Genomic DNA, 22,066 nt, shown 5'->3' on the forward strand with positions numbered 1-22,066 from the left:
AGATCACCCACTGGCAAGACACGCGGCGAGGACACCCACGATGGCATTGATGATCACCGACGAGTGCATCAACTGCGACGTGTGCGAGCCGGAGTGCCCGAACGAGGCCATCTTCCTCGGCCCCGAGATCTACCAGATCGACCCGGGCAAGTGCACCGAGTGCGTCGGCCACTTCGACCAGCCGCAGTGCGTGCAGGTGTGCCCGGTGGCGTGCATCCCGGTGGACCCGAAGCACGTCGAGGACCGCGAGACGCTCTGGCAGAAGTACCGGCGGCTCACGGCGGCCAAGGGCGGCACGCCGCCCGATGGTGGCGCGCCGGGCTCCTAGCCCTTCTCTTTCTTCCTGGCCGGCCTGCCGCCGGCTTCCTTGGCGCTCGCCGCGCCCATCGCCGGTGGCCCGGCCTTGGCGGAACCCGCCTTGCCCTTGTCCTTGCCGGCCTGCTTCTTGCCCGAGCCGGGCACCGACGCCGTGAACACATCGAGCTTGCGCGTCGCCTTCTTCTCGGGGGACTTGTAGCCTTCCATCGGCTCCGTGGCGGCTGCGGGCACGTAGAGGGAGGGCGTCGCTTGCGCCTGGGCTTCGCGCTGCAGCCGTTCGCGCTCGAGGGTGTCGGCCAGGCGGCGGTCGCGCTCGCCGACCGATTCGCCCGCGCGAGCGGGGACAGCGGGGGCCGGCGGTGCAGGTGGCAGCGCGGTGCCGCCTGGACAGGGCTGCTGCGAATAGCCGTCGGCACAACGCCAGATCGTCTGCGCGTGCGCCGAGGCGGCCGCCGCGATGGCGGCCAGCAGGACTGCGATGCTGCGTGCGGGGTGCATGGATCTCCTCCCTTTCCCGCCAGCCAGTGGGTCAGGCCTGCGGCGGTCGTGGCGGTTTCGGCCGCGGCGGCTTGCTGGTGTGGACGAGCTGTGTCGCCTTGTCCATCTCGCCCGCGAGCAGCAGCGGCGCGGCCTGCAGCGTGCGCGTGACGCACGCCTCGATGGCTTCCCGCTGCTCGGGCGCGGGCTTCTTCAGCACCCAGTTGGCGACTTCGTTCTTGTCGCCGGGGTGCCCGATGCCGATGCGCAGGCGCCAGTAGTCGCCGGTGCCCAGCTGGGCGTGGATGTCGCGCAGCCCGTTGTGGCCCGCATGGCCGCCGCCGAACTTGAGCTTCGCATCGCCCGGGGCGACGTCCAGTTCGTCGTGCACGACCAGCACTTCCTCCGGCGCGATCTTGAAGAAGCGCGCCAGGGCGCCCACGGAGCGGCCGGACAGGTTCATGAAGGTCTGCGGCTCGAGGAGCCACACGGTCTTGCCCTGCACGTTGCCGCGCGCGACGAGGCCCTGGTAGCCCTTGTCCATCGCGAGGTGCAGCTTCCACTCGCGCGCGAGCGCGTCGACCCACCAGAAACCGGCGTTGTGCCGCGTGGACTCGTACTCGGAGCCCGGATTGCCCAGGCCGACGAACAGCTTGATCATGGTCCGATCCTATGCGCAACGGGTCGCGTCCCGAAGGGCAGGGAAGCCCGCAATCTGCGGGCGAAATGAAAAGGGCCCGCAGATCGCGGGCCCTTGTTCCTCCAGCTGGAGGGGCTTACTTCTTGGCCTTGGCGTCCTTGGCGGGAGCGGCAGCCTTGGCGTCCTTCGCGGGCGCGGCCTTCGCATCCGCGGCGGGCGCGGCGGCGGGGGCGTCGGCGGCAGGGGTTTCCTCGGCACCAGCACCGGTCACGACGGCGGACACCAGCACGGGATCCTTCTTGCCGTGCAGCACCGGGGTCACGCCCTTGGGCAGCTTGATCTCGGACAGGTGCAGCGACTGGCCCTTCTTCAGGCCGGACAGGTCGACCTCGATGAATTCGGGCAGGTCACCCGGCAGGCACGAGACGTCCAGCTCGGACATGACGTGGTTGACCACGCAGTGCTCGAACTTGACGGCTTGCGATTCCTCGGCGTTCACGTAGTGGAACGGCACCTTCATGTGCAGCTTGGTCTTGGCGTCGACGCGCTGGAAGTCGATGTGCTGCACCAGCGGCTTGAACGGGTGGTACTGCACGTCACGCAGCAGGACCTTGCTGGTGTTGCCGCCCAGGTCCATCTCGAGGATGGTGGAGTGGAACGTTTCCTTCTTCAGGGCGTGCCACAGCGCGTTGTGGTCCAGCTCGATCAGCTGCGGCTGGCCTTCGCCACCGTAGACGATGCCGGGGGTCTTGCCGGTATTGCGCAGACGGCGGCTCGCACCCGTTCCCTGCTTGGCGCGCTCGAAAGCGACGAATTTCATGACGATCTCCAGTTCGGCGGCCACCGCGACCAGTGTGCTGCCGGTTTCACATTGCCCTCCGTGGAGGGCGGCTTGGTGCGCGGCGCGAACGCCACGCGGGTCTCAGAACAGGTTTTCCTGTTCGGAGAACAAACTCATCACCGACTCGCCCTTGGCGATGCGCTGGATCGTCTCGGCGATCAGCGGCGCCACGGTGAGCTGGCGGATCTTGCTGCAGCCGCGGGCGGCTTCGGACAGCGGGATGGTGTTGGTCACCACCACTTCGTCGAGCGCGTTGCCCTTGGCGATGCGCTCGATGGCGGGGCCGGAGAAGATCGGGTGCGTGCAATACGCGTAGACCTTCTTGGCGCCTCGTTCCTTCAGCACCTCGGCCGCCTTCACCAGCGTGCCGGCGGTGTCGATCATGTCGTCCATGATCACGCAGTTGCGGCCGTCGATCTCGCCGATGACGTGCATCACTTCCGACACGTTGGCCTTCGGGCGGCGCTTGTCGATGATGGCGAGGTCCGTGCCCAGCTGCTTGGCCAGCGCCCGGGCCCGCACCACGCCGCCGACGTCCGGCGACACCACGATCAGGTTCTCGTAGTTCTTCGAGCGCACGTCGTGCAGCAGCACCGGCGACGCATAGATGTTGTCGACCGGGATGTCGAAGAAGCCCTGGATCTGGTCGGCGTGCAGGTCCATGGTCAGGACGCGCGAGACGCCCACCGTCTGCAGCAGGTTGGCCACCACCTTGGCCGAGATCGGCACCCGCGAGCTGCGCGGGCGGCGGTCCTGGCGGGCATAGCCGAAGTACGGGATCACGGCGCTGATGCGCTCGGCCGAGGCGCGCTTGAGCGCGTCGACCATGATCATCAGCTCCATCAGGTTCTCGTTGGTCGGCGCGCAGGTGGACTGCACGACGAACACGTCGCGGGCGCGGACGTTGGTGTTGATCTCCACCGTCACTTCGCCGTCGGAGAAGCGGCCCACGCTGGCGGCGCCGAGCGAGATGCCGAGGTGCTCCGCGATCTCGGCGGCCAGCGCCGGGTTGGCGTTGCCGGTGAACACCATGAAGTCGGGATGCGGGAGCGCCTGCATGCGATGGACCCAGCGTTCAGGAAGGAAGGTCGGACACCTGTTGTTCGTCGATGCCCGCGCGGTGCGGCGCGGGCCTGGACCGGGCCACGACCCGAAATCTTTGGCAGGGGAGGAAGGACTCGAACCCTCGCATGCCGGAATCAAAATCCGGTGCCTTAACCAACTTGGCGACTCCCCTACACAGGAGGCCCGCTGCGATCAGCGTGCCACCATCATTCGTCGCTGGGGGCCCAACCCACCAGGGGATGGGCCTCCATGCTGCTGCATTCCCGCACGATCCAGTGCTCCCATCCGGGCGGCTTGCCGGCCGGGACCCGCCCGGCTGGAAGCGGCGCGAACACCGCACTGCCCGACCCGCTCATGCGGCCCGCGAGACCCTGTCCAGCCAGCCAGGCGAGCGCCTGGGACACTTGCGGACAGATCTGCTCGGCCACCGGCTGCAGGTCATTGCGACCGAATTGCAGCGGTTCTGCAGCAAAGCCCGAGAGTATAGCAGGCTCGCTGTCACGGCGAAGCGCCGGGTGCCGGAAGATCGCCGCAGTCTCGAGTCCCTCGGGCGGCTTGACCACAAGGAATCGCGTGGCCGGGACGGCCACCGCCGTGATGCGCTCGCCGATGCCTTCGACCCATGCGGGCCGGCCGGCCAGGAAGAACGGCACGTCGGCGCCGAGCTTCAATCCGATCTCGCAGAGCTGCGCGAGGGTCAGCCTTGTGTTCCACAGCCGGTTGAGGGCGAGCAGGCAGGTCGCCGCGTCCGACGAGCCTCCGCCGAGCCCGGCTTGGGCAGGCAGGCGCTTGTCCAGCGTGATGTGCGCGCCGGCGGTCGTGCCGGTGGCGGCCTGGAGCGCGCGCGCCGCGCGGAGCACAAGGTCGTCGTCGGGCACCGGCTGCCCGATGTCCCTGCGGGTCGGCGCGCCCGCGGGTCTCAGCTCGACGTGCAGCACGTCATGCCAGTCAAGCGGCACGAACACCGACTGCAGCAGGTGGTGGCCGTCCTCGCGGCGGCCAGTGACGTGCAGGAAGAGGTTGAGCTTGGCGGGCGCCGGCAGGTCGTACAGGGCCTGCATCAGCGGTCCAGCACGAGGCGCAGGTCGGCGGCGGGAGGCGGTGCCGATCGACGTGCGCGGACACGGCCGTGGGCCAGCGCGGTGAGGTCCGGCTCCCAGCCGGGCACCGGTGTCGCGCGTCCGTCGAGCCAATCGAAGAGCGCGGCGACGGGCAAGGGCGCGCCGGTCACGTGCTCCACCATCGCATCGAGCGACGGGTACGACTGCTTGTCGCGTCCTTGCGTGTCGAGGACGGCACGGCCGGGTTGCCACTGCAGCACGGCGATGGTGCCGCCGAGCGGATTGAACAGCGACAGTTCGCCGGCCTCGGGGCGGCCTCGCAGTTCGAAGCCGGCAGAGAACGATTGCGAGGGACGGTCCTCGACGGCCAGCGCGAGCCGCCCGGTGCGAATCGATTCGCCCGGCGCAGCGACACGCTGGGGGCCGGCGCATGCCGCGAGCAGCAGCGCGGCCGCCGCGGCGGCGATGGCGCCGCGGCGCTTCATGGCTTGACGCGCAGGCGCTTGAACGTCTCCTGCAACGCTTCGTTGTCCGGCGACAGCAGCAGGCCCTCGCGCCACACCGACTGCGCGCGATCGCGCTGGCCGTTGCTCCACAACACCTCGCCCAGGTGGGCGGCGATGTCGGCATCGGGGCGCAGCTTGTAGGCGGCTTCGAGGATGCGCAGGGCCTCCGCCTTGTTGCCCATGCGGAACTCGACCCAGCCCAGGCTGTCGCTGATGAAGGGGTCGTTCGGCGCGAGTTCGATGGCCTTCTGGATCAACTGCTTCGCTTCGGGCAGGCGCTGCCCGCGATCCGCGAGCGAGTAGCCCAGTGCGTTGTACGCGTGGTGGTAGTCGGGGCGGATCGCAATCACCTGGCGCAGCAGCCGCTCCATCGCCGGCACGTCGTTCAACTTCTCGGCGAGCATGGCCTGGTCGTACATCAGGTCCACGTCGCGGGCATCCTTGGCCACCGCCCGGCCGAGAAGGTCGTAGGCCGCGCGGTACTGCTTGCGATCGCGCAGCAGTTGCACTTCCGCGCTGAGCTTCAGCCGCGCGTCGTTCGGGCCGCGCTCGGGCAGCGCGCGAATCAGCTTGCGGCCTTCTTCCAGCTTGCCCTGCGCGGCCAGGATGGAGGCACGGCGAAGCTGCGCGCCCATCAGGTCCTGCGTGTTGTCGATCTTGTCGAGCCAGGCCGTCGCGCCCGCGAAGTCGCGGCGTTTCTCGGCGATCTGCGCCAGGCCCATGTATGCCTGCGCGAGGCCGCGGGTTCGGTCCTCACCGCTGCGCTGCGCCTGCGCGATCTGCACGTAACGCTTCAGCGACGTCTCCGCCGGCGCGAGCTGGTTTTCCTGAGCCTGCAGGGTGCCGAGCGCCAGCCAGGCCTCCGCGAGCTCGGGCTTGTCGGTGACCACTTGCTGCAGCTGGTAGCGCGCTTCCCCGACCCGTTGCGCTTCCAGCAAGGCGCGGGCGTAGCCCAGCCGCAGCTCGGGCAAGGGCTTGCCTTCGAGGTACTTGCGCACCAGCGGTTCGGCCTGCGGGACCTTGGGGTCCATCAGTTCCAGCGCGAGCAGCGCCGGGTAATCCGATCGCGCGTCGACCGCCTGCGCACGCCGCGCCGCGTCGAGCGCGCTGGCCGTGTCGCCGGCGGCGAGGCGCACGCGCCCGATCGTCGTCCAGGCGGCCGCGCCAGTCGCGGGTTGCGCGATCGCATCGGCCAGGGCCTGCTCGACGACGTTGGCAGCGAGCTTCTTGTCGCTGACGCGGGAGTACAGCCGGGGCACCAGGCCGAGGGCCACATTGCGGTCCTTCGGCGCGGCCAGCGCGATGTCGGCTCGCAGCGGCTCGGCGCTTTCGGTGACGCGGTTGAGCGCGAGCAGGATCTGCAGCACGTAGCGGTTGGCCTCGCGCGAATCCGGGTGCGCCTGGCGCCACGCCCGCGCGGCCTGCAGCGCGGCGTCGCCGTTGCGGCTCTGGAAGGCGATCTCGACGGCTCGCTGGTACAGCGCGGGATCGTTGGTCTTGCGCGCCGCGTTCATCACCAGCTGGAAGCCGGCCGCAGGCTCGTCCCCGCGCGCGGTCATCTCGCCGAGCAGCAACTCGTAGAACAGTTCGGCGTCGAGGGCGCTGGGCTTGGCAGCGGGCTCTTCGGCATCGGGAGCCGTCTGCGCGAAGCTGGCGTTGGCGAAGGCCGCCAGCAGCAGGGCGGCCGGGAGCAGCCGGAAGGGGAGCTTCATCGGGCCATCATAATTCGCGCACCCTAGCCGGCGGCGCCATGCCCGAATTGCCCGAAGTCGAGGTCACGCGCCTCAGTTTTGCCGACCGGATCGCCGGCGCCACCATCCGCGACGTGCGGCTGGGCAAGCCCTTGCGCTGGCCCCTCGGCTGCGTGCCGGACCAGCTGGTCGGCCGCCGGGTGCGGCAGGTGCGCCGCCGCGGCAAGTACCTGCTGCTCGATCTCGACGACGGGGTCCTGCTGCTGCACCTGGGCATGTCGGGCAGCCTGTCCTTCGCCGTCCACCAGCCCGACGCGGGGCCGCACGACCACTTCGATCTCGTCACGGACCACGGCGTGCTGCGCCTGAACGACCCACGCCGGTTCGGGGCCGTGGTGTACGCGACGCACGAGGACGCGGGCGAGGCCGCCAAGCTGCTGGGCACGCTGGGCGTCGAGCCGCTCGGGGACGCGTTCGACGATGCCGCGTTCCACGCCGCGCTGCGCAAGCGGCGCGCGCCGGTCAAGCAGGTCCTGCTTGCGGGCGACGTGGTCGTGGGCGTCGGCAACATCTATGCGTCGGAGGCACTGTTCCTCGCAGGCATCCGGCCGACACTGAGCGCGTCCCGGCTCACCAAGCCGCGGGCGCGCAAGCTGCATGCGGCCATCCGGGAAGTGCTGGCCAAGGCGGTCGCCAAGGGCGGCAGCACGCTGCGCGACTTTTCCAATGCGTACGGCGAGTCCGGCTACTTCCAGCTCGAGGCGATGGTCTACGGCCGGGCCGGCCAGCCGTGCCGGACTTGCGGGACGCCAATTCGTGCCATCCGGCAGGGCCAGCGCGCAACGTTCTACTGCCCGCACTGCCAGAAAAGCTGATCCGTGCGGAGGGGTGGGCTGCTATAGTCGGCTGGGCTAACGGGGGCTCAGTGGGTACTTCCTTCAACGAACAGTTCGACCAGCACGGCGCATGGCGCCGCGAGTTCGCGCTGCGCTTGAAGCTCCTGTCCGAGTGGTTGAAGGACCATGACCTGCTCGACGCCGCGATCGAGGAGCGCCTGAAGCGCCTCGAATCGCAGGTCCGTTCGGACAAGGTCATGGTGGCCTTCGTCGCCGAGTTCTCGCGCGGCAAGTCGGAGTTGATCAACTCGATCTTCTTCGCCGGCTACAAGCGCCGCATCATGCCCGCCAGCGCCGGCCGAACGACCATGTGCCCGACCGAGCTGGGCTACGACGCCGAAGTCCCGCCCTGCCTGCGCCTGCTGCCCATCGAGACGCGCCTGCAGCCGCAGCCGCTGATGGAATGGCGCCTGGCGCCCGAGAAGTGGACCCGCGTCGACCTCGACGTCAACGACTCCGCGCAGCTCGCGCAGGCGTTCGAGAAGGTGTCCGAAGTGCGCCGCGTCAGCAAGGACGAGGCGCGCGCGCTGGGCTTCTGGCACGACGACACGCCCGAGGACAACCCACTGCCCGCGCCCGACGGCACGATCGAGATCCCGAAGTGGCGCCACGCGCTGATCAACATCGCGCACCCGCTGCTCAAGCAGGGCCTCGTCATCCTCGACACCCCGGGCCTGAACGCCATCGGCGCTGAGCCCGAGCTGACGGTCAACCTGATCCCGCAGGCGCACGCAGTCGTGTTCATCCTGGCCGCCGACACCGGCGTGACCAAGTCCGACCTCGCGATCTGGAAGGACCACCTGATCACGGACACCGAGGACGGCGCCTCGCACCTGGTGGTCCTGAACAAGATCGACACCATGTGGGACTCGCTGAGCACGCCCACGCAGGTGCAGGCGCAGATCGACCGCCAGCGCTCCACGTCGGCCGAAGTGCTTGGGGTCGCGCGCGATCGCGTGATCCCCGTGTCGGCCCAGAAGGGCCTGGTCGCCAAGGTCAACAACGACGCGCAGCTGCTGGCCGCCAGCCAGCTGCCCGTGCTGGAGAAGGCGCTCAGCGAAGGCGTCATGGGCCAGCGCCAGCGCATCCTGCGCGGTGCCATCGCCACCAACATCACCGAGCTGCGCACCGAGGCCGCCCGCGCCCTCAACATCCGCCGCCGCGACCTGGCCGAGCAGATGATCGAGCTCAAGGGGCTGCGCGGCAAGAACACCTCGGTCATCCGGCACATGCGCCTGCGCATCGAGCAGGAGCAACGCGACTTCGACGTCAGCGGCGCCAAGATCCACGCGGTGCGCTCGGTGCACCTGAAGCTGCTGCGCGAAGTGTTCAACCTGCTCGGCACGGCGACCATGAAGAAGGAGATGCAGGAACTGACCGACCAGTTGCGGCAGCCCGGCATCAAGATCGGCGTGCGCCGCGCGTACTCGCTCACGTTCGATCGCCTGCGCGAGGGCCTGCGCAAGGCTCAGACCACCAGCGGCGAGATCCAGTCGATGCTGACCGGCACCTTCCGCCAGCTGAACGCCGAGTACGGGTTCTCGCTGCAGCCGCCGAAGGAGCCCGAGTTCGCGCGCTACGAGCGCGACCTCGACGTCGTCGAGCGCAGCCACTCGCAGTACCTGGGCGTGGGCAATGCGCTGCGCCTGGCGCAACCCGAATTCGCCGACCGCCTGGTGCGCGCGCTCGCGACCCGGCTGCGCGTCGTGTACGAATCCGCGCTCGGCGAGGTCGAGCTGTGGAACAAGGCCGCGGCCGCGCAACTCGACGCCCAGCTGCGCGAACGCCGCCGCAACTTCACGCGCCGCATCGAGGCGATCGAACGCATCCAGCAGGCCGCGTCCGGCCTCGACGACCGCATCGGCGAGATCCAGTCGCAAGAGGCTTCGATCGACGAGCTCGAAGCCAAGCTCGGCGAGCTGACGGGCCACCTCCTCGCGCCGCCGGCCGCGCTGGCCGCCGAAGGCGCCCAGCCCGAACTCCAGCGCGCATGACGTCGGCGTCCGGCGGCATCGCCGGGCAGGTGGTGCGCTGGCAGCGTGCCCATGGCCGGCACCGACTTCCCTGGCAAGGCACGCGCGATCCGTATCGCGTGTGGCTGTCCGAAATCATGCTGCAGCAGACGCAGGTGTCCGTCGTGCTGGGCTACTACGAACGATTCCTGCAACGCTTCCCGGACGTCGCCGCGCTGGCCGCCGCGCCGGTCGACGACGTGCTGGGGCTGTGGAGTGGCCTGGGGTACTACAGCCGCGCCCGCAACCTGCATCGGTGCGCGCAAGCCGTTGTCGCGGACCATGGCGGCCGCTTCCCGGCGACGAGCGAAGGCCTGCAGCAGCTGCCCGGTATCGGCCGCTCGACGGCCGCGGCGATCGCGGCCTTCTGCTTCGGCGAGCGCACCGCGATCCTGGATGGCAACGTCAAGCGCGTGCTCGCGCGCACGCTGGGGTTCGGCGAGGACCTCGCCAGCGCCGCCAGCGAACGCCGTTTGTGGGACCTCGCCAATGCGCTCGTGCCTGCGAAGGCGGCGGACATGCCGGCGTACACGCAGGGGCTGATGGACCTCGGTGCGACCGTGTGCCTGGTCCGCAATCCGCATTGCCTGCTCTGCCCGTTGCAGACCACTTGTGTCGCGCGGCAGCAGGGCCAGCCGGAGAGCTATCCCGTGAAGACGCGCAAGCTGAAGCGCAGCGCGCAATCACTCTGGTTGCTGGAGGCCCGCGACCGCGACGGCGCCATCTGGCTGGAGAAGCGTCCGTCGACCGGTGTGTGGGGCGGGCTGTACTGCCTGCCCATGTTCGAGACGCGTGACGCGTTGGATCAGGCCGTCGATGCACCTGCGCGCGCGCGCCTGACCGATGTGCCCGCGTTCACGCACGTGCTCACGCACAAGGACTTGCACCTGCACCCCGTGCGCGCGGTGGTCCCGCGCAAGGCGCTGAAGCGGGAAGCGGAAGGGGGCTGGTTCGGCGCCGGTGATTGGACCAGCCTCGGATTGCCCGCGCCCGTGCGCAAGCTGCTCGAAGGCTAGCCTTTTTCCAGCTCGCGGTGCCGCTTGAGCGTCGTCCAGCGGCTGCCGAAGGCCTTGGCCAGGCGCTCGACGAGGTAGACCGACCGGTGCTGGCCGCCGGTGCAACCGATGGCCACGGTGACGTAGCTGCGTTGGTCCAACGCGAGCGGCTCGAGCCAGGTCTGCAGGAAGCGCTCGATGTCCGTGTACATGGCTTCCACGCTCGGCTGCTGCGCGAGGAACCCGGCCACCGGAGCGTCCATCCCCGTCAGGTCGCGCAGCGACGGTTCGTAGTGCGGATTGGGCAGCATGCGCACGTCGAACATGTAGTCGGCATCGACGGGGATGCCGCGCTTGAAGGCGAACGACTCGAACACCAGCGTCAGCTGGCTGGCCGGTGCCGCCAGCAGCGCCTTGACCTGCGCCTGCAGTTGCGCGGGACGGATCGTGCTGCTGTCGATGACGTGCGCCTGCTCGCGCAGGTCGGCGAGCAGTTCGCGTTCGAGCTCGATGGCGTCGACCAGTGCTCGCTGGCGCAGCAGCGGGTCGCGTTCGTCGGCGACCTGCTGCGAGAGCGGGTGGCGCCGCCGCGTTTCAGAAAAACGGCGCACCAGCGTGTCGGTGGTGGAGTCGAGGAACAGCGAGCGGATGTGCATGCCCTCGCCGCGCAACTCGCGCAGCTGCTTGGGCACGATGGGCAGCGACGCGGCGCTGCGCACGTCCATGGCGATCGCCACCGGCTTGCCGGCCGCCATCTGCTTCTCCAGTTCGATGAACGACAGCAGCAGTTCCGGCGGCAGGTTGTCCACGCAGTAGTAGCCCGCATCTTCCAGCGCGCGCAGCGCCACCGACTTGCCGGACCCCGACATGCCGGTGATGAGGATCAGGTCGATGCTCATGGCGCGCCGCTGCCCAGCATTTCCTTTGCGTGCGCGAGCGTGGTGCCGGAGAGGCGTTCACCACCGAGCATGCGCGCGACTTCGGCCACGCGCTGCTCGCCCTCGACCGGCGCGACGGAACTCGTCGTGCCGGCCTTGTCCGACTTCTTCGCCACGACGAGATGATGGTCGGCGCAGGAAGCCACCTGCGGCAGGTGCGTGACCGCGAGCACCTGGCGGTCGCGGCCGAGCTGCTTCATCAGGCGGCCGACGGTCTCGGCGACTGCGCCCCCGACGCCCGCATCGACCTCATCGAAGATCAGCGTCTGTGCGGCGCCCAGCTGGCTGGTGGTGACGGCGATCGCCAGCGCGATGCGCGACAGCTCACCGCCCGAAGCGACCTTGCCCACTGGACGCGGAGTCGCACCCGGATGGCCGGCGACGAGGAAGGTGATCTCGTCCAGGCCCGATGCGGAGGGTTGCGCGAGCGTTTGCACCTGCACGTCGAACCGCCCGCCCTGCATGCCGAGGCCCTGCATGGCCTGGGTGATGGCCTTGGCCAATTGCGGCGCGGCCTTCGCACGTGCCTTCGACAGCTGCGTGGCGGCGGCCATGTAGGCCTGCGCGTTCTTCTTCTCGGCCGCTTCGAGGGCGGCGAGGTCGGCGGCGGCGTCGAGGCGCGCGAGTTCGTCCTTCCAGCCCGCGAGCAGGGCCGGCAGGTCGGCGGGTTGGCGCTTGTAGCGACGCGACAGCGACACCCACAGGCCCATGCGTTCGTCGAGTTCGGCGAGCCGCTGCGGATCCAGGTCGGTCTTGCGCAGATAGGCTTGCAGGGAATGCGCGGCATCCTGCGCCTGCGCGAGGCTGGAGCCCAGCACTTCGGCGATGGCGCGGAATTCCGGCTCCAGGTGCTCCTGTCCCTGCAACGCGTCCTGCGCGCGGGCGAGGAGGGCGGACGCACCGCCTTCGTCGGCCTCGAGCGCGTCGATCGCCGCCTGCGCCGCGTCGAGCAGCGCCTGCGCGTGCGACAGGCGCGTGTGGCTGGCGTTGAGCTCGTCCCACTCGTCGTTGCCGGGTGCGAGCTTGTCGACCTCGCTGATCTGCCAAGCCAGGCGTTCGCGTTCGCGCTGCAAGGTGTCTTGCGCCTGGCGCGCGTCGGCCAGGGCCTTCTGCGCCTGGCGCCACGCGTCCCAGGGCTGCTGCAAGGTTTGCGAAGAGACGCCCGCATAGGCGTCGAGCAGGTCGCGCACCGCGTCGGCGCGCGTGAGGCTTTGCCACGCGTGCTGGCCATGGATGTCGACCAGGCGCTCGCCCAGTTCGCGCAACTGCGTGGCGGTGGCGGGGCTGCCGTTGATCCACGCACGGCTCTTGCCCTGCGAGTCGATGCTCCGGCGCAGCAGCAGGAAGTCGCCGGCTTCGAAGCCGGCTTCCTCCAGCCAGGGCCCCAGCGCGGGGCGTGCATCGAATTCCGCCGCGATTTCCGCGCGCGATGCGCCTTCGCGCACCACGCCGGCATCGGCGCGCGCCCCCAGCGCGAGCTGCAGGGCGTCGACGAGGATGGACTTGCCCGCGCCGGTCTCGCCGGTGAGCACGGTGAAGCCGGCGCCCAGGTCCAGCTCGAGTTCGCGCACGATCACGAAATCGCGCAGCAGGATGCGCTTGAGGCTCACGACCCGCCCTCGTACCAGTGCAGCTTCTTGCGCAGCGTGTCGAAGTAGGTCCAGCCGCGCGGGTGGAGGAAGCGGGCCTGGTGCTCCGAGCGGCGCACCAGCACGCGGTCGCCGTGCAGCAGCGATGCCAGTGATTGCATGTCGAAGTTGGCGCTGGCGTCGCGGCCCGCCACCAGTTCGATGGCGATCTCGCCGTCGTCGGGCAGCACGATGGGGCGGTTGGACAACGTGTGCGGCGCGATGGGCACCAGCACGACGGCCGGATTGGCCGGGTGCAGCAGCGGCCCGCCGGCGGACAGCGCATAGGCCGTCGACCCGGTCGGCGTGGCCACGATGAGGCCATCGGCGCGCTGGTTGGCGACGAAGCGGCCATCGATCTCGACGCGCAGTTCGACCATGCCCGACGTCGCACCACGGTTCACGACGACATCGTTCATCGCCAGCGCGCGGAACACGCATTGGCCTTCCCGCATCACGCAGGCTTCCATCAGCGCGCGGCGGTCTTCCTCGTGCTCGCCCTGCAGCATTGGCCCGAGCACCTGGCGGTAGCCGTCCAACGGGATGTCGGTGATGAAGCCCAGGCGGCCCTGGTTGATGCCGATCAGGGGGACACCGAACCGCGCCAGTTGCCGGCCGATGCCCAGCATCGTGCCGTCGCCGCCGATCACCAGGCCCAGGTCGCACTGCGCGCCAATGCCTGGCACGTCGAGCACCGGGTAGCCTGTGATGCCGGAGGTGGAGGCGGTGTCGTGTTCGATGAAGACCTGGCAGCCTTCGGCCGCGAGATAGCGGGCGATGTCGTCCAGCGCGGCGCGGCTGCTGGCCGCGGCGGCCCCGCCGGCGACGGCGTTGTATTTGCCGATCAGCGCAACCTGGCGGAACAGGGTCTTCATGTTGGGCAAATTACATCATTAAAATGAATGCAAAGCCTGCGCCATATGCTCGATGAACGTGCCAAGCTGTTGTTGAAGACGTTGGTCGAGCGGTACATCGCCGAGGGCCAGCCCGTCGGGTCGCGCACGCTGTCCCGGGCGTCGGGCCTGGAGCTGTCTCCCGCGACGATCCGCAATGTGATGTCGGACCTGGAGGAACTGGGTCTCATCGCCAGTCCCCACACGTCCGCGGGGCGTATTCCCACCGCTCGCGGTTACCGGTTGTTCGTCGACACGATGCTCACCGTGCAGCGCGAGCAGTTCAACGCGCCCAGCCTGCCGCCCGACCAGCCGCAGCGCGTGATCGCCAACGCGGCCCAGCTGCTGTCCAACCTGTCGCAGTTCGTCGGCGTGGTGTTGGCCCCGCGGCGCAGCTCGGTGTTCCGGCACATCGAATTCCTGCGCCTGTCCGAACGGCGCTTCCTGGTCATCATCGTGTCGCCGGAGGGCGACGTGCAGAACCGGGTGGTGTTCACGCAGGTCGACTACACGCAGCAGCAGCTGGTCGAGGCGTCCAACTACATCAACACGCACTACGCGGGGCTGGCCATCGAGCAGGTGCGCGAGCGGCTGAAGGCCGAGGTCGACCAATTGCGCGGCGAGATCGTGCAGCTGATGCAGACCGCCGTCGACGCCAGCAGCGAGGCGCTCACGCAGGCGCAGGACGAAGTCGTCATCTCGGGGGAGCGCAACCTGCTCTCGGTCACCGACTTCTCCAGCGACATGTCGCACCTGCGCAAGGCGTTCGAGCTGTTCGAGCAGAAGACCCAGTTGATGCGCCTCCTGGACATCTCCAGCCAGGCGGAAGGCGTGCGCATCTTCATCGGCGGCGAAAGCCAGGTCGTGCCGTTCGAGGAACTGTCGGTGGTCAGCGCGCCGTACGAGGTCGATGGCCAAGTGGTCGGCACGCTGGGCGTCATCGGCCCCACGCGCATGCCCTACGACCGGATGATCCAGATCGTGGACATCACCGCCAAGCTGGTGACCAACGCGCTCAGCCACCAGAAGTGACGGAGGCGAGCGGCACGCTGGCGCGCAGTGCCGTCATCCCGGCGAAGGCCGGGATCCATCGTCCTCGACCCCTCGCTCCCTACAATGCCTCGCGTGGGGCGTTAGCTCAGTTGGTCAGAGCAGGGGACTCATAATCCCTTGGTCGCTGGTTCAAGTCCAGCACGCCCTACCAAACCTGCCTCCATGCAGGCCAGACGCGGCCCCAGAGTCGTGTCTTCTCCCCCCAAAGCACGCCACCCCGAGTCGTCGTGCGTGACCGCAGTCACCCACACCTCGTTGCCGCGTTTTCCATTCGTGGCGGCGACAAGCGGGCCGGGGCAGGCGTCCAATGCAGATGCCGCCGTCGACCCACGGGCGACGGCATCGTTCGCACGGTGGGGAAGGAGATGTCCATGTCCAACTCTGCGATCTTCAAGGCCACGGCCATCGTTGCCGCGATCTTCGGCGCGCTGCTGCTGCTCGTGCCGAACGATCTCGTGGCCATGTACGGCGCCCAGCCGATGAACTCGACGGGTGTCTACAACAGCCAGTTGTATGGCGCATTCCTGCTCGGGCTGGCCGCCATCGACTGGGGCGTCAGCCGCGTCATGGCCGAGGACGCGTTGCGCCCGGTCGCCTTCGGCAACCTGGTCGGATCCGGGCTGGCGCTGGTCGTGGCGGTGGTGCGCCAGTTCCAGCCGGACTCATTCCCGATGGGCTGGCTGAACGTCGCCATCTTCGTTCTGGTGGCGGCCGGATTCGCGTACGCGCTCGTCGCGCACATGGACGGCGTCCAGATGCACCGGCCGGCGCACTGACGACGCATGCCCACGCTGGAGCGCGAGCCCAGCCTAGCTCCGCAACAGCTTCAACAGCAGCCACGCGCCGGCGACGCCCAGCGCGATGGGTCCCCAAGCCGAAGACGCCGTGGCGGTCTTCGCCGGTTGCCTGCACGCCGTCGCCATCGGCCCTGCGGCGTCCGCTGACGGCATCGCCGCGTCGCCTGCGTCCTCCACTGCTTGCGCGGCCGTCCCGTCGTCTGAGGTCGCGTCGTCCTGATCGCGCAGCAGCCCGGCGCGACGCACCGTGTTGGCGCGGCCGGGTTGCGTGCGCTCACGCGCGAGCCGCGCCAGACTGGAGGCGCCTTCCTCGATCGCGAGATCGCTTTCCGCATCGGGCAGGTGGGTGTCGCCGGTGAGCTTCAGGTGTCCTTTTGCGTTCGCCATGCAGTTCTCCTGTGCGTCCGACTCTAGGCAGGCCGCCCAACCGGCCATGTAGGAACGCCGCAACGCGCCACGACGGTGCACTCCCGCAACGCGAGCCCATCGGGGGATAGGCGCGGCGCGACGGCAGGCCTATAGTGGTTGCAGACCGGTCACCGGCGGAGGGCACGATGGGGCTGTTCGGCAAGGACAAGGAAGCAGGCGGCGGTTCACGCAAGACGCAGGGGGCGACACCGCGCCCGTCGCAGTCGCAACCGCCCACCGACATGCGCCGCGAACTGTTGCGGCTCGCGCTGCGGCAGAGCCTCATTCGCAACGGCATCCCCGTGCACTGGATCGGCGTCGAAGCCATCGAGATGCCGGTCCCAGGCGCGCCCCTGCACGTGCGGCTGGTCGTGCAGCACTGGGACGAGCGCCTGCTGCGCCACGCCATCGCCTTCCAGGACGACCTCGAGCAGCGCCTGCTGGCGGTCGACCCGCTCGCGCGCACCTGGCTGCGCGGCTTCTCCTGGCAGTATGAGTGGCCCGATGGCGTGCCGCGGCCCTCGCTGCCCGACCCGTCCACCTGGGCCGATGCGGCTGGTTCGGCTCAACGCCCTGCGGCGCCCGTGCGCGCCCGGGAAGAGCTGGATCGGCTGCTCGCCTCGCGCGACGAGGCCGCCGCGCCCGAACCCGATTTCCAGCCCACGCACCCCCTCCACGGGTGAGCCGCAGAGCCGGGCTGCCGGTCTGGTATACTTGCGGGCTTCGCGGCTGTAGCTCAGTTGGATAGAGTACTTGGCTACGAACCAAGGGGTCGTGGGTTCGAATCCTGCCAGCCGCACCACAAACGAAAAAGGCCAGTGCCATCCGCACTGGCCTTTTTTCTTGCCCTTGCGTCAGCGGCGTCCGACATCCGGACCGCTGGGTGGATGACACGCAATGGCTGAGCCACCTTCTTACAGTGGCCCAGCCGTGCTGACCCGTTCGAGCCCCCGTCCCCCCACGCGCTGCGAGGTGCAGCCGTGATGGACCTCGCGCCGCTGCTGCGACGCGCGCTGGAGCGTCCGGTCCGGGCGCCCGTCCAGCCGGCCGGCTGGCAAGCGCTGGCAGGTGCGCCGGTCGCACCCCTCCCCGCGGACGAAGCGGCACGACTGGCCAAGCTGCGCACGCTCGACCTCCTCGACTCGCCCGGCACCCGCGAACTGCAATCGCTGGTGCAACTCGCCGCCCAGGTGTGCGACGCGCCCATGGCCGCCTTGGGCCTGGTCGACGCGTCCAGCGTGTCGTACACGTCGCCGCACGGCATCGCATCCCTGCCCATCCCGCGCGACGCCTCGCTGTGCGCGCGCGCGATCCTCGCCGACGAAGGCGTGTTCGAGGTGCAGGACACGGCCGCGCTCGGCTGGTTCGACGCCGGTCGGCTGATTTCCCGACCGCGTGTTGCCTATTACGCCGGCGCCCCGCTCCACATCGGCCAGGGAACGCCCGTCGGCACGCTGTGCGTGATGGATGGGCGCCCGCGCGTGCTGTCGGGTGCGCAGAAAGGCATGCTGGAGACGATCGCGGCGACGATCGCCTCGCAACTCTCGCTGCGCCGCGACCTGCGTGTCGCCACCCAGACCGACCGCCTCACGGGCCTGCCCAACTGGACGCACTTCGAGGGCCAGTTCGAGGGCCAGCACCCGCGCGACGGCCTGGTGTGCTTCGTGCGGCTGCGTTCGCTCAGCCACCTGAATTCGGCGCACGGCTTCCGCGTGGCGGATGCACTGATCGCGCAGGCCGCGACGCGCCTTCGGGGCCTCGTCGACGGCCACGCGCTCATCGCGCACGTGAAGCGCGGGCTGTTCGTGCTGTTCTTCCCGGGCATGGACCGCGCGGAATTCGCCTTGCAGCACGCGCCCCGGCTGGCGCGGCACCTGCAGGCTCCCTACGAGGTGAACGGGTTGAACCTCGTGTGCCCGGTCCACATCGGGTCGGCCGCGTTTCCGGCCGACGGCAAGACGCTGGACGAAATCGTGCAGTCCGCCGACGCGGCGCTGCAACTGGCCATCGAGCGCGACGAGCCGGCGGCCTTCTTCGACAAGTCGGTCGACGCGCGCGCCAGCGCGCACTACCGCCTCGAGCCGCAGCTGCGCGCCGCCCTGGAGCACAACGAGTTCGTCAACCACTACCAGCCGAAGGTGGACCTCGCCACCGGCCGCATCGTCGGCGTCGAGGCGCTGGTGCGCTGGATGCATCCGGAGCGCGGCCTGGTGCCGCCGTCCGCGTTCGTTCCGGCGCTCGAGGCCACCGGGCTCGTGCGCGAAGTCGGCCGGCAGATCCTCACGCGCGCGGTCGCCGACTGGAAACGCTGGACCGGCGCCGGGTTGCGCGCGCCCCGCATCGCAGTCAACGTCGCGGCCGCGCAGCTGCGCCATGGCGACCTGGTGCGCGACCTCGGCGAAGCGCTCGCGGCTCTCGGCGGGGACTCGGCCGCGCTGGGCATCGAGGTCACGGAGACGGTCCTGATCGGCAACATGGAACAGGCGATCGACGTCCTGCGCCAGGTGCGCGCGCTCGGCGTGCCGGTCGCGATCGACGACTTCGGTACCGGCTACTCGTCGCTCGCCTACATCGTCACGCTGCCGATCGACGAGGTGAAGATCGACCGGTCCTTCGTCGACAAGATCGCCGCCGACCCGGCCTACCGTGGCCTCGTGGGCACCTGCATCAACCTCGCGCACAACCTGCACCTGAAGGTCGTGGCCGAGGGCGTCGAGACGCGGGAGCAGGCGCGCGAGTTGAAGAAGCTGCGCTGCGACGTCGCGCAGGGATTCCTCTACAGCGAACCGGTGCCCGCGGACCGTCTCGCGGCCCTGCTGCGCCGTGACGGCATCCTCGGCTGACGCCGGGTCAGGCCTGCGTCGGCTGCGCCGCCGCGACCAGCGCGCACAGGCGCGCGCAGTAATCGACCAGCGCATCGATCTCGGTGGACTTGTCGAACACCGCATCCACGCCCAGCTGCGCGCACCGCTTGCGCACGCTCGCATTCACGTAGTTGCTGAACACCACCACGCGCTGCTGCGGCACCCGGCGGTGGATGCGCTGCAGGAGGCCGATGCCGCTGCCGTTCTTGAGGAACAGGTCGACGATCACGATGTCCCACGCATGATCGGGATCGGCGAGCCAGCGGCCGGCCTCGTCCTCGCCGGCGGAACCGCCGGCCACTCTCACGCAGGTGAGCTCCTCCAGCGTGCCGGCGAGGTTCTCGCGGATCGTCGCGTTGTCCTCGACAACGTAGGCTCGCAGGCAGGCAGGCACGGACCGTCCACAGGTGATTCAGCCGTAGGGACTCTAAGCGCGGCCTTTCGTGTTCCCGTCGGCCGGCGCACCCGACCCCGAGTAGGACCACGCCTACCGCTGGGGGATGCCGGCGGCCGTACCATTCCAGTGGGCCTGTGCCCCATTGCCTGACCACATGCACAGCAACGACCTGGCGCAGGACGCCGACCTCGTCTCCATGCTCGAGCAGGCCGCGGCGCTTGGCGTCTGGCGGCTCGGCACGGCCACGGGCCGCGTGACCTGGACCGACCGTCTCGCCGCGATACACGCCGCTCCCCCGGGCTACGCACCCGGCCATGCGCTCGAACACGTCGCGCCCGAGGACCGCGCGAAGCTCGAGCCGCTGCTGCGCGAGTGCGCGGCCAGCGGCGCGCCGTTCGACCAGGAGGTGCAGGTCGTGCGCCTCGACGGCAAGCGCGTGTGGGTGCGTGCACTCGGGCAAGCCATGCGCGACGCGGACGGCGCCATCGTTGGCGTGCAGGGCGCCATGCAGGAAATCGCGCCTCCCGGCCGGCCCGGGACGTTGATGCGCATGGGCGCGTCTCTGGGCGGTGATGCATTCGCCACGGTCGACCGCAATGGTGCGTTCACGTCGCTCAACGAGCGGGCCGAGGAACTCCTGGGCACGGATAGCCGGCAGCTGATGGGGCGGCGCCTGTGGAATTCGTTCCAGAAGACCGTTCGCCTGCGCGTCGAGGAGCAGTTCCGTTCGGCGATCGCGGCCTCGAAGCCGTTCGAATTCGAGGAGCTCGATGCGCGCCTGTCGCGCTGGCTCGAAGTGCGCGGCGTCGCGTTCGCCGGGGGCATGGCGATCCACCTGTCGGATGTGTCCGCGCGCCGCAAGTCACAGGAGCAACTGCGCTTGCTCGAAGGCAGCATCTCGCGCCTGAACGACATCGTGATCATCACGGAGGCCGGCCCCTTCGGCGAGCCCGGTCCCCGCATCGTGTTCGTCAACGAAGCGTTCGAGCGTCGCACCGGCTACGACCGCGAGGAAGTGATCGGCCGCAGCCCGCGCCTCCTGCAGGGCCCCAACACGCAGCGCCGCGCGCTGGACCAGATCCGCGCCGCGATGGAAGAGTGGCGGCCGGCCCGCGTCGACCTGATCAACTACCGCAAGAACGGCGAACCCTACTGGGTCGACCTCGATGTGTCGCCCGTGTGGGACCGCGAGCGCAAGCTCACGCACTGGGTGGCCGTCGGCCGCGACGTCACCGAGCGCAAGCTGGCCGAGGAGAAGATCCAGCACCTGGCCTTCTACGACGCGCTCACCAAGCTGCCGAACCGGCAGCTGCTGATGGACCGCCTGCACGCCGCACTCGCCGATCCGGCGCGGCCGCGCGAAGGCGCGCTGATGTTCATCGACCTCGACAACTTCAAGGTCCTGAACGACACGCTGGGCCACCAGAAGGGCGACATGCTGCTGCAGCTGGTGGCCGAGCGCCTGCGCTCGTGCGTGGCCAAGGGCGACACCGTCGCCCGGCTGGGCGGCGACGAGTTCGTGATCCTGCTGGAGAACCGCGGCGACAAGCCCTTCGATCCCGCCACCGGTGCGCGGGCGGTGGCCGACCGCATCCTGGCCGCCCTGGGCGAGCCCTATGTGCTGCCGGGCTACCTGCACCACAGCACCTGCAGCATCGGCGTGACGCTGTTCGGCAAGAGCGACCGCACGGTGAGCGAGCTGCTCAAGCAAGCCGACCTGGCGATGTACCAGGCCAAGCGCGCGGGCCGCAACACGGTGTGCTTCTTCGATCCCGAGATGCAGGCGGTGGTCAGCGCGAATGCGGCGCTGTCCTCGGACCTGCGGCAGGCCTGGCGCGAGAACCAGTTCCGCATCGACTACCAGCCGCAGGTGGGCGTCGACGGCCAAATGATCGGCGTCGAAGCGCTGCTGCGCTGGCTGCATCCGCAGCGCGGCATGGTGCCCCCGGACCAGTTCATCCCCGCCGCCGAGGAGACGTCGCTGATCATCCCGATCGGCCGCTGGGTGCTCGACGCTGCCTGCGCGCAGCTCGCAGCCTGGGCGCGCCGGCCCGACCGGCGCCACCTGAGCATCGCCGTCAACGTCAGCGTGCGGCAGTTCCGCCACCCCGAGTTCGTCGACGAGGTCCTGCAGGTGATCCGCCAATGGGACATCCAGCCCAACAAGCTGAAGCTCGAACTCACGGAGAGCCTGCTGGCCGACGGCATCGACGTCACGATCGCCAAGATGGGCAGCCTCAAGGACATGGGGGTCGCGCTGTCACTCGACGATTTCGGCATCGGCTACTCCTCGCTGTCGTACCTGAAGCGCCTGCCGCTGGACCAGCTGAAGATCGACCGCGAGTTCGTCAAGGACATCCTGACGGATGCCAACGACGCTGCCATTGCGAAGACCGTGATCGGGCTCGCGCAGAGCCTGCATCTCGACGTGATCGCCGAGGGGGTGGAGACGGAGGAGCAGCGTGACTTCCTGGAGAAGCAGGGCTGCTATTCGTTCCAGGGCTACCTGTTCTGCAAGCCGCTGCCCATCGACGAGCTGGAGGCGTTCATCGACCGCTCGGCCGAGATGGTTCCGGCCTGAGCGCG

Annotated in this window: 21 protein-coding genes and 3 tRNA genes; 11 read left to right on the forward strand and 13 right to left on the reverse strand. The window is 69.3% G+C overall.

Features of this window, described 5'->3' with window-relative positions; genetic code table 11:
* Positions 1 to 40: 40 nt before the first annotated feature.
* Positions 41 to 328 carry a YfhL family 4Fe-4S dicluster ferredoxin gene (locus tag I8E28_RS04330; RefSeq protein WP_200786605.1) on the forward strand — a complete coding sequence of 96 codons (288 nt, stop codon included), beginning with the start codon at positions 41 to 43 and terminating at the stop codon, positions 326 to 328.
* On the opposite strand, the gene I8E28_RS04335 is transcribed toward I8E28_RS04330, so the two are convergent.
* From I8E28_RS04335 to I8E28_RS04370, 8 genes are all read right to left on the reverse strand, one after another.
* Positions 325 to 816, reverse strand: coding sequence for a hypothetical protein (locus tag I8E28_RS04335; protein WP_200786606.1), 492 nt, complete (start codon positions 814 to 816; stop codon positions 325 to 327). The two genes, I8E28_RS04330 and I8E28_RS04335, sit on opposite strands and share 4 nt — an antisense overlap.
* A 31-nt stretch (positions 817 to 847) precedes the next feature.
* Complete coding sequence (pth, locus tag I8E28_RS04340; RefSeq protein WP_200786607.1) at positions 848 to 1,456, reverse strand: aminoacyl-tRNA hydrolase; 609 nt, start codon at positions 1,454 to 1,456, stop codon at positions 848 to 850.
* 115 nt (positions 1,457 to 1,571) lie between these two features.
* Positions 1,572 to 2,255 (reverse strand): 50S ribosomal protein L25/general stress protein Ctc, encoded by a 684-nt coding sequence (locus tag I8E28_RS04345; RefSeq protein ID WP_200790279.1) that lies wholly within the window; start codon positions 2,253 to 2,255, stop codon positions 1,572 to 1,574.
* Between the two features lie 102 nt (positions 2,256 to 2,357).
* Positions 2,358 to 3,335: a ribose-phosphate pyrophosphokinase gene (locus tag I8E28_RS04350; RefSeq protein WP_200786608.1), complete on the reverse strand. Its 978-nt coding sequence runs from the start codon at positions 3,333 to 3,335 to the stop codon at positions 2,358 to 2,360.
* 101 nt (positions 3,336 to 3,436) lie between these two features.
* Positions 3,437 to 3,513 (reverse strand) — tRNA-Gln (locus I8E28_RS04355).
* A gap of 34 nt (positions 3,514 to 3,547) precedes the next feature.
* Complete coding sequence (gene ispE, locus I8E28_RS04360) at positions 3,548 to 4,402, reverse strand: 4-(cytidine 5'-diphospho)-2-C-methyl-D-erythritol kinase (RefSeq protein ID WP_200786609.1); 855 nt, start codon at positions 4,400 to 4,402, stop codon at positions 3,548 to 3,550.
* The gene (locus I8E28_RS04365) at positions 4,402 to 4,887 is read right to left on the reverse strand and encodes an outer membrane lipoprotein LolB (protein WP_200786610.1); all 486 of its coding nucleotides are present in this window, start codon (positions 4,885 to 4,887) and stop codon (positions 4,402 to 4,404) included. The genes ispE and I8E28_RS04365 overlap by 1 nt, the downstream gene beginning before the upstream one ends.
* Entirely contained in the window at positions 4,884 to 6,620 is a 1,737-nt protein-coding gene (locus tag I8E28_RS04370; RefSeq protein ID WP_200786611.1) for a tetratricopeptide repeat protein, read from the reverse strand. The genes I8E28_RS04365 and I8E28_RS04370 overlap by 4 nt, the downstream gene beginning before the upstream one ends.
* A gap of 38 nt (positions 6,621 to 6,658) precedes the next feature.
* Here I8E28_RS04370 and mutM point away from each other — a divergent pair, with 38 nt between their 5' ends.
* From mutM to mutY, 3 genes are read left to right on the forward strand one after another with little or no spacing between them, the layout of a single operon-like run.
* Positions 6,659 to 7,474 (forward strand): bifunctional DNA-formamidopyrimidine glycosylase/DNA-(apurinic or apyrimidinic site) lyase, encoded by an 816-nt coding sequence (mutM, locus tag I8E28_RS04375; protein ID WP_200786612.1) that lies wholly within the window; start codon positions 6,659 to 6,661, stop codon positions 7,472 to 7,474.
* A 50-nt stretch (positions 7,475 to 7,524) separates the two neighbouring features.
* The gene (locus I8E28_RS04380) at positions 7,525 to 9,489 is read left to right on the forward strand and encodes a dynamin family protein (RefSeq protein ID WP_200786613.1); all 1,965 of its coding nucleotides are present in this window, start codon (positions 7,525 to 7,527) and stop codon (positions 9,487 to 9,489) included.
* On the forward strand, positions 9,486 to 10,523 hold the full coding sequence (gene mutY / locus I8E28_RS04385) for an A/G-specific adenine glycosylase (protein WP_200786614.1): 1,038 nt from the start codon (positions 9,486 to 9,488) through the stop codon (positions 10,521 to 10,523). Before I8E28_RS04380 ends, mutY begins: the two co-directional genes overlap by 4 nt.
* Here mutY and rapZ read toward each other — a convergent pair.
* From rapZ to I8E28_RS04400, 3 genes are read right to left on the reverse strand one after another with little or no spacing between them, the layout of a single operon-like run.
* Positions 10,520 to 11,401, reverse strand: a complete 882-nt coding sequence (gene rapZ, locus I8E28_RS04390; protein WP_200786615.1) for an RNase adapter RapZ — start codon at positions 11,399 to 11,401, stop codon at positions 10,520 to 10,522. The genes mutY and rapZ overlap by 4 nt on opposite strands.
* Positions 11,398 to 13,050, reverse strand: coding sequence for a DNA repair protein RecN (recN, locus tag I8E28_RS04395; protein WP_200786617.1), 1,653 nt, complete (start codon positions 13,048 to 13,050; stop codon positions 11,398 to 11,400). The genes rapZ and recN overlap by 4 nt, the downstream gene beginning before the upstream one ends.
* Positions 13,047 to 13,943 carry an NAD kinase gene (locus I8E28_RS04400; RefSeq protein ID WP_200786619.1) on the reverse strand — a complete coding sequence of 299 codons (897 nt, stop codon included), beginning with the start codon at positions 13,941 to 13,943 and terminating at the stop codon, positions 13,047 to 13,049. Before I8E28_RS04400 ends, recN begins: the two co-directional genes overlap by 4 nt.
* 45 nt (positions 13,944 to 13,988) lie before the next feature.
* On the opposite strand from I8E28_RS04400, the gene hrcA reads away from it, so the two are divergent.
* The 3 genes from hrcA (at position 13,989) to I8E28_RS04415 (ending at position 15,790) form a co-directional block, all read left to right on the forward strand.
* Positions 13,989 to 14,993, forward strand: coding sequence for a heat-inducible transcriptional repressor HrcA (gene hrcA, locus I8E28_RS04405; RefSeq protein WP_200790282.1), 1,005 nt, complete (start codon positions 13,989 to 13,991; stop codon positions 14,991 to 14,993).
* A gap of 95 nt (positions 14,994 to 15,088) precedes the next feature.
* Positions 15,089 to 15,165 (forward strand) — tRNA-Ile (locus I8E28_RS04410).
* 220 nt (positions 15,166 to 15,385) lie between these two features.
* Positions 15,386 to 15,790: a hypothetical protein gene (locus I8E28_RS04415; RefSeq protein WP_200786621.1), complete on the forward strand. Its 405-nt coding sequence runs from the start codon at positions 15,386 to 15,388 to the stop codon at positions 15,788 to 15,790.
* Positions 15,791 to 15,823: 33 nt separating this feature from the next.
* Here the strand turns inward: I8E28_RS04415 and I8E28_RS04420 are convergent, their stop codons facing one another.
* On the reverse strand, positions 15,824 to 16,198 hold the full coding sequence (locus I8E28_RS04420) for a hypothetical protein (protein ID WP_200786623.1): 375 nt from the start codon (positions 16,196 to 16,198) through the stop codon (positions 15,824 to 15,826).
* A gap of 167 nt (positions 16,199 to 16,365) precedes the next feature.
* On the opposite strand from I8E28_RS04420, the gene I8E28_RS04425 reads away from it, so the two are divergent.
* The 3 genes from I8E28_RS04425 (at position 16,366) to I8E28_RS04435 (ending at position 19,062) form a co-directional block, all read left to right on the forward strand.
* Positions 16,366 to 16,902 (forward strand): hypothetical protein, encoded by a 537-nt coding sequence (locus I8E28_RS04425; protein WP_200786625.1) that lies wholly within the window; start codon positions 16,366 to 16,368, stop codon positions 16,900 to 16,902.
* Between the two features lie 42 nt (positions 16,903 to 16,944).
* Positions 16,945 to 17,021, forward strand: a tRNA-Arg gene (locus I8E28_RS04430).
* A gap of 181 nt (positions 17,022 to 17,202) precedes the next feature.
* Complete coding sequence (locus tag I8E28_RS04435; protein WP_200786627.1) at positions 17,203 to 19,062, forward strand: putative bifunctional diguanylate cyclase/phosphodiesterase; 1,860 nt, start codon at positions 17,203 to 17,205, stop codon at positions 19,060 to 19,062.
* Between the two features lie 7 nt (positions 19,063 to 19,069).
* On the opposite strand, the gene I8E28_RS04440 is transcribed toward I8E28_RS04435, so the two are convergent.
* Positions 19,070 to 19,477, reverse strand: a complete 408-nt coding sequence (locus tag I8E28_RS04440) for a response regulator (RefSeq protein WP_338050720.1) — start codon at positions 19,475 to 19,477, stop codon at positions 19,070 to 19,072.
* 157 nt (positions 19,478 to 19,634) lie between these two features.
* Between I8E28_RS04440 and I8E28_RS04445 the strand changes: the two genes are divergently transcribed.
* Positions 19,635 to 22,061 carry a bifunctional diguanylate cyclase/phosphodiesterase gene (locus I8E28_RS04445; protein WP_200786629.1) on the forward strand — a complete coding sequence of 809 codons (2,427 nt, stop codon included), beginning with the start codon at positions 19,635 to 19,637 and terminating at the stop codon, positions 22,059 to 22,061.
* Positions 22,062 to 22,066 lie beyond the last annotated feature (5 nt).

This window comes from Ramlibacter algicola (genome assembly GCF_016641735.1).
GTDB lineage: Bacteria > Pseudomonadota > Gammaproteobacteria > Burkholderiales > Burkholderiaceae_C > Ramlibacter > Ramlibacter algicola.

Bases quoted from the DNA above. Each gene is read 5' to 3' on its own strand.
- rapZ (WP_200786615.1), bottom strand. From the start codon at position 11,401: ATGAGCATCGACCTGATCCTCATCACCGGCATGTCGGGGTCCGGCAAG.
- I8E28_RS04370 (WP_200786611.1), bottom strand. From the start codon at position 6,620: ATGAAGCTCCCCTTCCGGCTGCTCCCGGCCGCCCTGCTGCTGGCGGCC.
- I8E28_RS04415 (WP_200786621.1), top strand. From the start codon at position 15,386: ATGTCCAACTCTGCGATCTTCAAGGCCACGGCCATCGTTGCCGCGATC.
- I8E28_RS04425 (WP_200786625.1), top strand. From the start codon at position 16,366: ATGGGGCTGTTCGGCAAGGACAAGGAAGCAGGCGGCGGTTCACGCAAG.
- pth (WP_200786607.1), bottom strand. From the start codon at position 1,456: ATGATCAAGCTGTTCGTCGGCCTGGGCAATCCGGGCTCCGAGTACGAG.
- I8E28_RS04330 (WP_200786605.1), top strand. From the start codon at position 41: ATGGCATTGATGATCACCGACGAGTGCATCAACTGCGACGTGTGCGAG.
- I8E28_RS04445 (WP_200786629.1), top strand. From the start codon at position 19,635: ATGCACAGCAACGACCTGGCGCAGGACGCCGACCTCGTCTCCATGCTC.
- I8E28_RS04335 (WP_200786606.1), bottom strand. From the start codon at position 816: ATGCACCCCGCACGCAGCATCGCAGTCCTGCTGGCCGCCATCGCGGCG.
- ispE (WP_200786609.1), bottom strand. From the start codon at position 4,402: ATGCAGGCCCTGTACGACCTGCCGGCGCCCGCCAAGCTCAACCTCTTC.
- I8E28_RS04435 (WP_200786627.1), top strand. From the start codon at position 17,203: ATGGACCTCGCGCCGCTGCTGCGACGCGCGCTGGAGCGTCCGGTCCGG.
- hrcA (WP_200790282.1), top strand. From the start codon at position 13,989: ATGCTCGATGAACGTGCCAAGCTGTTGTTGAAGACGTTGGTCGAGCGG.
- mutY (WP_200786614.1), top strand. From the start codon at position 9,486: ATGACGTCGGCGTCCGGCGGCATCGCCGGGCAGGTGGTGCGCTGGCAG.
- I8E28_RS04365 (WP_200786610.1), bottom strand. From the start codon at position 4,887: ATGAAGCGCCGCGGCGCCATCGCCGCCGCGGCGGCCGCGCTGCTGCTC.
- I8E28_RS04345 (WP_200790279.1), bottom strand. From the start codon at position 2,255: ATGAAATTCGTCGCTTTCGAGCGCGCCAAGCAGGGAACGGGTGCGAGC.
- I8E28_RS04420 (WP_200786623.1), bottom strand. From the start codon at position 16,198: ATGGCGAACGCAAAAGGACACCTGAAGCTCACCGGCGACACCCACCTG.
- mutM (WP_200786612.1), top strand. From the start codon at position 6,659: ATGCCCGAATTGCCCGAAGTCGAGGTCACGCGCCTCAGTTTTGCCGAC.
- I8E28_RS04400 (WP_200786619.1), bottom strand. From the start codon at position 13,943: ATGAAGACCCTGTTCCGCCAGGTTGCGCTGATCGGCAAATACAACGCC.
- I8E28_RS04350 (WP_200786608.1), bottom strand. From the start codon at position 3,335: ATGCAGGCGCTCCCGCATCCCGACTTCATGGTGTTCACCGGCAACGCC.